Source organism: Arthrobacter sorbitolis, from assembly GCF_054510995.1.
Genome location: NZ_JBTNDM010000004.1, coordinates 76,128 through 87,460, shown reverse-complemented (window position 1 = coordinate 87,460; position 11,333 = coordinate 76,128). Strand labels below are relative to the sequence as shown.

Sequence of the window (11,333 nt, the reverse complement as noted above, 5' to 3'; positions counted from 1 at the left end):
CCGCCTCGAGCACCAGGATCGCCGCGATCAGGAGGACGCCGCGGGGGCGGCTCGAGGGGGTCAGGGCTGGGTCGGGAACCACCCTCGAACCCTACCCGACGTGCTGCGCCCTCCCCGGAGACCTCGACACCGCGCCTCTGCTGTGACTAACCCCTCACGTGCACGGTCAATCGGACCTGTAAAACCCTTGTTTACCCGCTGGTAACGTGACAGCCTTAAAAGCAGTGGATACCCGGGGGCCCAGAGTCGGCCCCCTTTACTATGAGCCCGCTCGTGAATCTTTTCACAAACGAAGAGCGAGGCCGAAGGAGAATGTGATCATCATGGATTGGCGTAGTCGCGCAGCCTGCCTGGACAAGGACCCGGAACTGTTCTTCCCGGTCGGCAACACCGGACCGGCCCTCCTCCAGATCGAGGAGGCCAAGAGCGTCTGCCGCCGCTGCCAGGTGCAGGACACCTGCCTGCAGTGGGCCATCGAGTCCGGGCAGGATGCCGGGGTATGGGGCGGACTGAGCGAGGACGAGCGTCGGGCGCTGAAGCGCCGGGCCGCGAGGGCGCGCCGCGCCTCCTGACCCGGACCGGGAGCACCCGGATCAGCCGATCGGCGTACCGGCAGACGACCAAGGGCCGCCCATCGGGCGGCCCTTCGTCGTCTGCGCCGCGGTCACCCTCCCGGGGCAGGCGTCAGGGGCCCTGGTTCAGGCGCAGCGGGAGTTCGATGGTCACCGAGGTCCCGCCACCACCCCGCGTACGCCACTCGATCGTCCCGCCGAGTTCACTCGTGACCAGCGTCCGGACGATCTGCAGTCCCAGTCCCTCCGCGTGGCCGCCGGCCGGCAGACCGACGCCGTCGTCGGCGATCGTCACCCGCAGGATCTCCTCCTCGTCGATCACGGCCCGCCGGTTGGCCATGAGCCACACGGTGCCGGCGCGGCCGGAGAGACCGTGTTCGACGGCGTTCGTCACGAGTTCGTTGATCACGAGGGCGAGCGGCGTCGCGAGATCGCTGGGGAGTTCGCCGAAGTCCCCGCTGCGCTCGGTCCGTACCGCCTGGGACGGCGACGCCACCTCGGCGGACAGGCGGAACTGCCGCGAGATGAGCTCGTCGAAGTCGACGCTCTGCGCGAGGCCCTGCGACAGCGTCTCGTGGACGAGGGCGATGGTCGACACGCGGCGCATGGCCTGCTCGAGGCCCAGCTTGCCCTCCTCGCTGACCATCCGGCGGGACTGCATCCGGAGCAGCGCCGCCACCGTCTGGAGGTTGTTCTTCACCCGGTGGTGGATCTCGCGGATCGTCGCGTCCTTGGACACCAGTTCCATCTCCCGGCGACGGAGCTCCGAGACGTCCCGGCAGAGGACGAGGGCGCCGAAGCGCTCCTTCTCGTCACGCAGGGGGATGGCCCGCAGCGACAGGCTGACCCCGCGCGAGCCGATCTCGGTGCGCCAGGGCATGCGCCCCGTGACGACGAGGGGAAGCGTCTCATCGACCATCCGACGGTCCTTCAGCAGCGCCGTCGTGATCTCCGCGAGAGGGCGTCCCTCGAGGGTCTCGACGTCGCCGAGCCGGCGGAATGCCGACACCCCGTTCGGGCTCGCGTACTGCACGATCCCGTCCACGTCCAGCCGGATCAGCCCGTCGCCCACGCGGGGGGCGCCCCGGCGGGAACCGGTCGGCGTCGCGAAGTCGGGCCACAACCCGAGCGTGCCCATGCGCAGGAGATCATAGGCGCACTGCCGGTAGGTCAGCTCGAGCCGCGACGGCATCCTCGAACTGGACAGGTCCATGTGGGTCGTGACGACGGCGAGCGTGCGCCCGTTCCGCACCATCGGCACGGCCTCCACGCGCATCGCCATCTCCGTGGTCCAGTTCGTCTCGCCGGAGCGTTCGATCTTCTGCGTCTCCCAGGCCACGTCCACGAGCGGCTGCAGGTCGGCGCGGATCCGCTCGCCCACGAAGTCGCTGTGGAAGACGGTGTGCGACGTCGACGGCCGGGCGTGGGCCAGGGCGACGTAGCCGCCGCCGTCCAGCGGGAACCACAGGGCCAGGTCCGCGAAGGCGAGGTCGGCCACCATCTGCCAGTCGCCGACGAGGAGGTGGAGCCACTCCGCGTCGCCGGGTTCGAACCCTGTGTACTCGCGGATGGGGTCGGTGAAGATTGCCATGGGATCTCTCTGTTGCTCGGGACGAACGCGGCAGCCCGCTCCGCACGCGGTGCGCGACGACAGGCCGGACCCGCGGATCGAGGAACCGCAGGTCCAGTCTGTCACCCGCCGCGGTCGACGCCGACAGGACGGGCCGCTACCGGACGATGGAGCGCAGGAGGCGAAGGGCCACGGACAGGGACGAGATGTCGTCCTGCTCCAGCAGGTTGACCTCGGCGAACATGTTGCTCGCGCGCTGCAGCTGGTCGGCGTTCAGCTCCTGCCAGGCGAGGAGCCGCTCCCCCGCGTCGCGGTCCTGCAGGTCGCCGGTGGCCCGCATGACGGCGACCGTGATGTCGGCCACCGTCGAGTACAGGTCGTCGCGCAGTGCGGCCCGGGCGAGGGCCTGCCAGCGGTCCGTCCGCGGCAGCTTGGTGATGCGCTCGAGCAGGTTGTCGACCTCGAAGCGGTCGTACACCGCGTAGTAGACCTTCGCGATGTTCTCGACCGGCTCGTCGACGCGGCGGGTGCTGTAGGCGATGTCCAGCAGCGCGAAGGACTCGAACTGCTCGGCCCAGTGCCGCCCGAGCTCCGCCGGCAGGTCCCAGGCCGTGGCGGTCGCCGTCGCCTCGCGTGCCCGCTCGAGGTCGCAGCCGCGCAGGTACTCCCCGAGGCGCGAGCGGAAGGGTGCGACGAGCGGCTTGAACGCGTCGATGTCCTCGCCCACCGCCGTGCCCTGCTCCACGTGGTTGACGAACCACCGCACCGCGCGGTCCAGGAGCCGGCGCAGGTCCAGGTGGACGGTGGTCCAGTGGTCCGTGGGGAAGTCCGCGGGCAGGGCCGCGAGCGCGTCGACGGTCTCGTCGAGTGAGTAGATCTCCCGCAGGGCCACGAAGGCGCGGGCCACCACGGGCTCGGGTACCGACGTCTCCTCCATCACGCGGAAGGCGAACGTGATCCCGCCGAGGTTGATGATGTCGTTGGCGATGACGGTGGAGATGATCTCCCGGCGCAGCGGATGCGTGTCGAGCAGGTCGTCGAAACGCTCCACGAGCCGGCGCGGGAAGTAGCGCCGGAGGGTGCCCCTGAAGTACGGGTCGTCGGCGAGGCCGCTGGCGGACAGGACCTTCGTCAGTTCGATCTTCGCGTAGGCGGCGAGCACCGACAGCTCCGGGGAGGTGAGTCCCTGGCCCGCGTCGATCCGGCGCCGCAGCTCCGCCGTCGTCGGGAGTGCCTCGAGGTCCCGGTCGAGGTCGGCCTTCTTCTCCAGCCAGTCCATCATCCGCTCGTAGCTCGGACTCCACTCGATGACCCGCTGGCGGTCGTTGAGCAGGAGGACGTTCTGGTCGATGTTGTCCTGCAGGACGAGGCGGCCGACCTCGTCGGTCATCGACTGCAGGAACTCCGTGCGTTCCGCGGGCTGCAGGCGTCCGGCGCGCACCATCCGGTCGACGAAGATCTTGATGTTGACCTCGTGGTCGGAGCAGTCGACGCCGGCGCTGTTGTCGATCGCGTCGGTGTTGAGGAGGACGGCGGCCAGCGCGGCCTCGATCCGGCCCCGCTGCGTCATGCCGAGATTGCCGCCCTCGCCCACCACGCGGGCGCGCAGTTCACTGCCGTCGACGCGGATGGCGTCGTTCGCGCGGTCGCCGACGTCGCCGTGGGTCTCGTCCGTGGCCTTGACGTAGGTGCCGATGCCGCCGTTGTAGAGCAGGTCGGCGGGCGCGCGGAGGATGGCCTTCAGCACCTCCGGGGGGCTGAGCCGTGTCACCCCTGCGTCGAGGCCGAGCGCTTCCTGCACCTCCGGGGAGATGGGGATGGACTTGGCCTGCCGCGGGTACACGCCGCCCCCGCGGCTGATGAGGCTGCTGTCGTAGTCCTCCCAGCTCGATCGCGGGAGGTCGAACAGCCGTCGGCGCTCCGCGAAGGACCGGGCCGCATCGGGGTTCGGATCGAGGAAGATGTGACGGTGGTCGAAGGCCGCGAGGAGGCGGATGTGCTCGGACAGGAGCATGCCGTTGCCGAACACGTCGCCGCTCATGTCGCCCACACCGACCACCGTGAAGTCGTCGGTCTGCGTGTCGACGTCGAACTCGCTGAAGTGACGCTTCACGGACTCCCACGCACCCCGGGCGGTGATGCCCATGGCCTTGTGGTCGTAGCCGACGGAGCCCCCGGAGGCGAACGCGTCGCCGAGCCAGAAGTCGTACTCGGCGGAGAGTTCGTTGGCGATGTCGGAGAACGACGCCGTGCCCTTGTCGGCCGCGACCACCAGGTAGGTGTCGTCGTCGTCGTGCCGGACCACGCGGGCGGGAGGCAGCACCGATTCGGTGGTGCCGTCGGTGGCGAGGTTGTCCGTGATGTCGAGCAGCCCGCGGATGAACGTGCGGTAGCTCGCCTGGCCCTCGGCGAGCCACGCCTGGCGGTCGACCGACGGGTCGGGCAGCTGCTTGGCGAAGAAGCCGCCCTTCGCGCCGGTCGGCACGATCACGGCGTTCTTCACGGTCTGCGCCTTCACGAGCCCGAGCACCTCGGTGCGGAAGTCCTCGCGCCGGTCGGACCAGCGGAGGCCGCCGCGGGCCACCTTGCCGAACCGGAGATGGACGCCTTCGACCTGGGGCGAGTAGACCCAGATCTCGAACTTCGGCCGCGGGAACGGCGCGCCGTCGATCCGGGAGGTGTCGAACTTGATGCTGACGTGCCGCTTGTCCTGGAAGTAGTTGGTGCGGAGGCTCGCACCGATGAGGTTCGCGAAGGTCCTCAGGACGCGGTCCGCGTCGAGGGTCGGCACACCCTCCAGTCCCTCGTCGAGCGCCGTCCGCGCCGCGTCCACCGCGGCCGGCCGGTCGCCGTCGAGGTCGGGATCGAAGCGGGCACTGAACAGGGCGACGAGCGCCCGGCTGACCTCGCCGTTGCGCAGCAGGGTGTCGGCGACGAAACCGTAGGAGTTCGTGTTGCCCATCTGCCGCATGTACTTGGCGTAGGCGCGGAGGATCAGCACCTGGCGCCAGCCGAGCTCGTCGCTCAGCACGAGCCTGTCGAACGCGTCGGACTCGCTGTTGCCCGTGACGGCGGCACTGAAGGCATCCTGCAGCAGGGCTGCGGTGCCGAGCGGGGAGATGCCCGCCGGGTACTTGAGGCCGAGGTCGTAGAGGAAGAAGGCCCGGCCGTCCGACCGCGTGATCTCGAAGGGCCTCTCGTCGAGCACTTCGAGGCCCAGGTTGTGGAAGTACGGCAGGATCTGGGTGAGGCTCTTGGCCTCGGTCAGGTAGAGCTTGAGGCGCGCATCGGCGGCATCGGCGGACGAGCTCTCGGGGACGTAGACGTGCAGCTGGGGCGCTCCGGTATCCGCGGAGGCCAGCTGCTCGAACCGGGAGATGTCCTCCAGGGCGTCCTCGACCTCGTAGTCGACCCGGTAGCCGGCCGGGAACGACTCCGCCCACAGCGCGGCCAGGCGCTGGGCGGTGTCCTGCTCGAACCTCCCCTGCGCGACCTCCACGATCCCCTCGGGCCAGGACCGGGCCGCGCGGACGAGGCGGTCCTCGAGCTCGGCGGCGTCGACGACGGGGATCTCGGCCCCGCGCTGCAGCCGGATGCGGAAGAACAGGCGTGCGAGGGCCGATTCGCTCATCCGGGCCTCGAAGTCGATCGAGTCGGCGTCGAGCGCCGTCCGGAGCTCCTGCTCGATCCGCAGGCGCACGCTCGTCGTGTAGCGGTCGCGCGGCAGGTAGACGAGGGCGGACATGAAGCGCCCGTAGACGTCCGGTCGCAGGAAGAGCCGGGTGCGGCGCCGCTCCTGGAGGCGCAGGATCCCGAGGGCCGTGGACACGAGGTCCGCGACCTCGATCTGGAACAGCTCGTCGCGGGGGTAGGTCTCGAGGATGGAGAGCAGGTCCTTGCCCGAGTGGGAATCCGACGGGAAGCCGCACAGGCGGAGGACCTCGGAGACCTTGTCGCGGACGAGCGGCACGTTGCGGACGGAGCCGGTGTACGCACTGGTCGCGAACAGGCCGATGAAGCGCCGCTCGCCGTTCACGTTGCCCTGTGCGTCGAAGCTCTTGATGCCGATGTAGTCCAGGTAGGCGGCGCGGTGCACGGTCGACCGCGAGTTGGCCTTGGTGATCACGAGCGTGCGGCGTTCCCGTGCCTTCGCGCGTCCTGCCTCGGTGAGCTGCTGCACCTGCCCGGGACCGATGCCATGACGCAGCAGGCCCAGCCCGCTGCCGTCCCGCACCCGGAGGGCGTCGGCGCCCTCCTCGTCGCTCACGAGCTCGTATTCCTTGTAGCCGAGGAAGGTGAAGTTGCCGCTGTCGAGCCAGCGCAGCAGTTCCTGCGCCTGCCGCAGGTCGGGGATCGCCTCCGCGCCGACGATCGAGTCGAGCGACGCCTCGATGGAGCGGACCGTCTGCCGCATGGCAGGCCAGTCCTCGACGGCGGAGCGGACGTCTCCCAGCACCCGGTGGAGGCCGTCGATGATCGACGCCTTGGCCCCGGCGTCGGGAAGCCTCGTGACCTCGACCGAGATCCAGGACTCGATGTGGGTGGTGCGGCCGGCCAGCCCCGCGAACTCGCCGATGTTGGGGAGCGCCGCGGTGTCCCCACTCGACGCTCCGGCCGTGGACGGGACGCGCTTCAGTGCCGTGAGCGAGTGCGACCCGTCCTCGCGGACCGCGAGGAACGTCGGGTGGACCACGAGCTGGATGGCCGCGTCCTGCCGCACGAGCTCGGCGGTGACGGAGTCGACGAGGAAGGGCATGTCGTCGGTGACGATCATGACGATGCTGGAGTTCCCCTGGTCCATGACCCCGATGGCGGCGGTGCCGGGTTCGCGGGCTTCGGCCAGGTCGCGGTGGGCGAAGGCCCGCTGGCGGAGATCGGTGGGCAGGTATCCGACGGCGTCCTCGCGTGCGAGATGCTCGAAGTAGTGCTCTACGAAATCCTCCCGTGACGTGTCCGAGCTTGACTGATCCGTTGTCCTGGATCCAGACGACATGGGGAGGGCCTCCGTAACGAAATGAAAGGCCGCGTCATTGCGACCTCTTACCGGGGAAGCCTATCCGGCTTGCCTGGAAATCTCACGTCGCGCAGGCGCCGTCCCAGCGGCCGGCGCCGCCTCTCGCCGACGGGCACCTCGGCGAGGTCCGCGATGGCGATTCGAAGCGCGGAGGCCGGCGCCGTCTCCAGCAGGGCCGTGCCCGCCAGCAGGGCCTGGTCGGCGGCCGCGTGGTCGACCGGCAGGAAGGCGGTGATCGGCGTCACCGGGCCGAAACGCTCCCATGCCTCCCGCAACTGCGCCTCCGGGGCGCGCCCCGCCGCCGGCGCCCGTACCTTGTTGAAGACGACGCGGGGCACGGCGGTCGGCACCCTGTCGGCGAGTTCGGCGAGGGCCTTGACCATGCGCGGGACGCCGATCGCGTCGGCTCCCCCGACCGCGATGACCGCGTCGGCTGCCTCGAGACACCGGAGCGCTGCGCCGTTGCGGCGCGGCGCGAGGGTGTCGAAACTGAGTTCCTCGTCCGCCTCGAGGCAGAACCCGCAGTCCACGACCGTGACGTCCGCGAGGGAACGGGCGGCGTCGAGCACCTGCCCGAGGGCTGCGGGACGCAGTTCGGGCCAGCGGTCCGGCCGCGTGATGCCCGTCAGGACACGCAAGCGCCCGCCCTTGATGGCGACGCTCACGGCGACCCGGCCGAGCGCCGAGCCGGAGAAGCCGCCCTGGTCGGCGATCCGGCAGGCCTGGGCGAGGCCTGCGGATTCGTCGAGCAGCCCGAGCGACGCCCCGATGCTCGCGCCGTAGGTATCGGCGTCGACCAGCAGGACCGACCCGCCGGCCGCCGCCAGTTCCGCGGCGATGTTGACCGCGACGGTGGTACGCCCCGGGCTGCCGGACGGTCCCCACACCGCCACGATCCTCCCGTCCCCAGGCCCTTCGACAGGTGCGACGGGTGCGGGCGAGGCGGTCTCCGGCAGGTGCAGCGGGTCGGCGTAGGCGAGGGATCCCTGTGGGCGACCGGAGCCGTCGCCGATCCTCTCGACGGCCCGTGCCACCGCCTCGGCGAGCACCTCCGGCCCGACCGCCGAGCCCACGTACTCGACCCCGGCGATGCCGTCCGTGATCGGTGCGCCGTCCGTCAGCGCGACGACGGCGACCCCGGCGAACCGCAGGCGGTCGACCAGGGAGGCTGTCAGCCCTGCCGTTCCGGGCGCGATGACGGCCGCACGTGCGAGCCCGGTCTGACAGGCGGCGACGAGCTCCGGCAGGTCCTGGCAGCGGCGCACCACCGTGACCGGGCCGCGCAGCTGCTCGAGCCCCGGCACGTAGGCGCTCGCCTCGGCTCCGAGCGTGATGACGGGAATGCTCACGAACCGGCACCGGGGTTCAGGACGACGGCGATGCGCGCGTCGTTGGACAGGGCACCGAGGAGGTCCGGCATCGCCTCGTCGTCGACCAGCACCTGGACCAGCGTCGAGGCACGAGCGCCCAGGGCCGACTCCCCCACCGTCAGCTCCGCCACCTCGGCGGCCTCGAGCAGGAGCAGAGGCTCCTCGTAGGTGTTCGCGTCGGTCCTGAGCGACACCCAGACGTCGACGCGGTCGCCGGCGGCCGTCCCGGTGGGGAGCGGGTCCTCGACCGAGAGTCCCACGGGCTTCCGGCCGAGCTCGTCCGCGCTCCCGAGGGCTGCGGACGGGACCAGCTCGCCCTGCGTGACCAGCCTCGTGGCGACCGCGTCGTCCGGGATCCCCTCGGAGACGGGCAGATATGCCCCGGCGGATTCACCCAGGCGGACGGGAACGGCCACCAGGTCCTCGGCGGACAGCGCGGAACCGACCGGGATGTCCCTGCGCGCCGAGTACACCTCCGTGGTGGTGTCCTGGCTGTCCAGCAGCGCGATGACACCGGCCGTCGAGGCGAGCACCAGCAGCAGCCCGACGAGGAGGCGGGGATCCTTCCAGGACGGCTTCTTCAGCCGCGGGGCCTCGCCGGGCAGTCGGGCGCGCGTATCGGTGCTCACTGTCGTCCCCCCACCAGACCGGTGCCGCCCGATCGGGCTGCTCAGTCCTGTCATTCTGGCCCAGCGGGGGGCCGAAGGGAACCGATCGGGGGCAAATCAGGTCGAAGTGTGGAAATCAGCTCCGATCGGCACCGCCGGTGGCAGACTGGACATCTACCCGCAGTACCAGGAAAGGCGGACCCGTGGCCGAGCGCCGCTTCCTCACCCTCGCCGATGTGGCCGAGGTGCTCAACATCAGTTCATCCCAGACCTACGCCCTCGTCCGGTCCGGCGAACTGCCGGCCATCCAGGTGGGCGGCCGGGGCCAGTGGCGCGTGGAGACGCGAATCCTCGAGGAGTACATCGCGAAGGCCTACGAGAAGACCGCTTCCGCCCTGCGGAACGATACGGAAAGTACACCTGTCCTCTGACGGGCAGGTGTTCCGGTGCCTGCCCGCTGCGGTCCGGTAGCCCCGACGGCGTCGGTCGCGACGGTGTCACTGCCGGATCGGTCCTCTGCTCATTCCGGAGAGGCCGCTGACTCGAGCGCATCGATCGCCGCGAACGGCACCGTGAGTGCGTCGCGGACAGCCGCTGCGCGCCTCTCGTCGCCGGCGGCCACCAGCCCCAGTTCGAAGAAGTCCGCCCCGACCCTGTCGATCACTCCGGCATGGCGGGACGTGGACCCCAGCCACAGCGACACCTGGGCCCTGTCACGGGACAGTGCCCGCAGGGCGGCGCCCAGTCCGAGCTTCGTCCGGACGCCCGACGGCACCTGACCCACTCCGCGTCCCAGTCCACGGAGGGACTGCAGTGACGCGAGCGGCACGATGACCGACCGCCCCTCCACCGCCAGCGAGATCCACTGCGATCCGACGTGCGTCAGGGTGCCCGAGAGGAAACGCCCGCCGGAGGTGGAGGCGTGGACGGGGGTGCCCACCGAACCGAGCAGTCTCTGGCCCAGTGTCAGCCGCGACTGTTCCACGCGGGTCCGTTCCCTGATCTCGCTCTCCAGGCCGGCGGCGGTGGCCGCTTCCAGTTGCGACTCCAAATCGTCGAAGAGGGCATCCCAGCGCATCCCCCCAACGTAGGAGGCACCCAGCCCGACGTCAATGACCCCCGAGGAAATTAAACTGGGTCAAATATAGACAAACGACTTTAAAACGGCTCAAACTGGTTGCTCGAGGGGAGCGACGATGAAGAGCACCGATGCGGTACAGGCCGGCCTGGTCCTCGCATGCGGCGGGGTGATGGTGGCGGCGGGGCGGTCCCTGCTCGCTGCGCCGCAGGGACCGCCGGGGATGGACCGCACCGTCGGCGTCGTCCTGTCGGCCCTGGGCGTCGGGACCGTGGGTCTCTGGGTGCTCGCGTTCGTGGCGGCCGTCCTCGCCGAACTGCTCGAGCGCCGCGGTGCGTCGTCCGCGGCAGCACTCGCCCGCCGCTGTACCCCTGCGGTCCTGCGCCGGATCGCTGCCGCTCTCCTCGGAGTCCACCTCCTCGCCGTGCCCGCCGCGGGGCAGGCCGCGCCGCACGGATCGCCCGCCGGCAGCGTCGCTCCCGTCGCCGGAGCAGCCGCAGCGGACGGGACCGACGTCCCGCGTGCCGGAGAGGGGGCTGCGGTGGACCCCGGTGTGCAGGTTCCCCCGGGCTCGCCCTCCTGGTCGCCGACGACCGTCCTCGAACGGGCAGCCGACGGATCCGGGCGACGCGTACCCTCGACCGCGCCCTCGGGCACCGTGGAGCCGACGGGCACTCCGGACCCGGCGGGCCCGGCCGCGGCACCCGCGGCGCGGGCCTCCCCGGGATCCGCCGAACCGCCGTCGCCGCCGGTGTCCGTCGCCGCCCCGGTGTCGCCCGCCTGGGAGCCGACCCCGATGCCCGTCGACGGAGGACTCCTGGTCCGGCCGGAGACCAGGCCGACGGCCGGCAGGACCGAGGTCGTCGTCGCTCCGGGGGACTCCCTGTGGTCCATCGTGGCCGCCCGTCTGGGGCCGCTCGCGACCGCGGCGGAGGTGGCCGAATCGTGGCCGGCCTGGTACGAGGCCAACCGCGCCGTGATCGGGCAGGATCCGTCCCTGCTGATACCGGGTCAGGTCCTGGCTGCTCCCCTGCGCTGAACAGGACGGGCGGTTCCGGCTCCGGTGCACGTCCCGGCGACGGCGCCACGGCTTCACCGCACGTGCGGATGTCCGCCGCGAT

Annotated in this window: 8 protein-coding genes; 3 read left to right on the top strand and 5 right to left on the bottom strand. The window is 70.9% G+C overall.

The window, feature by feature from the left end:
• Positions 1–323: 323 nt before the first annotated feature.
• The gene (locus tag ACX80K_RS10445; RefSeq protein ID WP_055769355.1) at positions 324–572 is read left to right on the top strand and encodes a WhiB family transcriptional regulator; all 249 of its coding nucleotides are present in this window, start codon (positions 324–326) and stop codon (positions 570–572) included.
• Between the two features lie 112 nt (positions 573–684).
• Here the strand turns inward: ACX80K_RS10445 and ACX80K_RS10440 are convergent, their stop codons facing one another.
• The 4 genes from ACX80K_RS10440 to ACX80K_RS10425 all read right to left on the bottom strand — a co-directional run bounded on the left by ACX80K_RS10440 (position 685) and on the right by ACX80K_RS10425 (position 9,155).
• Positions 685–2,163 carry a sensor histidine kinase gene (locus ACX80K_RS10440; RefSeq protein WP_459271804.1) on the bottom strand — a complete coding sequence of 493 codons (1,479 nt, stop codon included), beginning with the start codon at positions 2,161–2,163 and terminating at the stop codon, positions 685–687.
• Between the two features lie 136 nt (positions 2,164–2,299).
• The gene (locus tag ACX80K_RS10435; RefSeq protein ID WP_459271803.1) at positions 2,300–7,135 is read right to left on the bottom strand and encodes an NAD-glutamate dehydrogenase; all 4,836 of its coding nucleotides are present in this window, start codon (positions 7,133–7,135) and stop codon (positions 2,300–2,302) included.
• Between the two features lie 47 nt (positions 7,136–7,182).
• Entirely contained in the window at positions 7,183–8,505 is a 1,323-nt protein-coding gene (locus ACX80K_RS10430) for an AAA family ATPase (RefSeq protein WP_459271802.1), read from the bottom strand.
• Complete coding sequence (locus ACX80K_RS10425) at positions 8,502–9,155, bottom strand: CpaB family protein (protein WP_459271801.1); 654 nt, start codon at positions 9,153–9,155, stop codon at positions 8,502–8,504. Before ACX80K_RS10425 ends, ACX80K_RS10430 begins: the two co-directional genes overlap by 4 nt.
• A 182-nt stretch (positions 9,156–9,337) precedes the next feature.
• On the opposite strand from ACX80K_RS10425, the gene ACX80K_RS10420 reads away from it, so the two are divergent.
• A complete protein-coding gene (locus tag ACX80K_RS10420; protein WP_459271800.1) occupies positions 9,338–9,565 on the top strand; it encodes a helix-turn-helix domain-containing protein in 228 nt (75 codons plus the stop codon).
• A gap of 89 nt (positions 9,566–9,654) precedes the next feature.
• On the opposite strand, the gene ACX80K_RS10415 is transcribed toward ACX80K_RS10420, so the two are convergent.
• Positions 9,655–10,212 carry a hypothetical protein gene (locus tag ACX80K_RS10415; RefSeq protein WP_459271799.1) on the bottom strand — a complete coding sequence of 186 codons (558 nt, stop codon included), beginning with the start codon at positions 10,210–10,212 and terminating at the stop codon, positions 9,655–9,657.
• 118 nt (positions 10,213–10,330) lie between these two features.
• Here ACX80K_RS10415 and ACX80K_RS10410 point away from each other — a divergent pair, with 118 nt between their 5' ends.
• The gene (locus ACX80K_RS10410) at positions 10,331–11,251 is read left to right on the top strand and encodes a LysM peptidoglycan-binding domain-containing protein (protein WP_459271798.1); all 921 of its coding nucleotides are present in this window, start codon (positions 10,331–10,333) and stop codon (positions 11,249–11,251) included.
• Positions 11,252–11,333: the final 82 nt, after the last annotated feature.

Coding starts and splice junctions, on each gene's coding strand:
- ACX80K_RS10410 (WP_459271798.1), top strand. CDS start 10,331: ATGAAGAGCACCGATGCGGTACAGGCCGGCCTGGTCCTCGCATGCGGC.
- ACX80K_RS10440 (WP_459271804.1), bottom strand. CDS start 2,163: ATGGCAATCTTCACCGACCCCATCCGCGAGTACACAGGGTTCGAACCC.
- ACX80K_RS10445 (WP_055769355.1), top strand. CDS start 324: ATGGATTGGCGTAGTCGCGCAGCCTGCCTGGACAAGGACCCGGAACTG.
- ACX80K_RS10415 (WP_459271799.1), bottom strand. CDS start 10,212: ATGCGCTGGGATGCCCTCTTCGACGATTTGGAGTCGCAACTGGAAGCG.
- ACX80K_RS10435 (WP_459271803.1), bottom strand. CDS start 7,135: ATGTCGTCTGGATCCAGGACAACGGATCAGTCAAGCTCGGACACGTCA.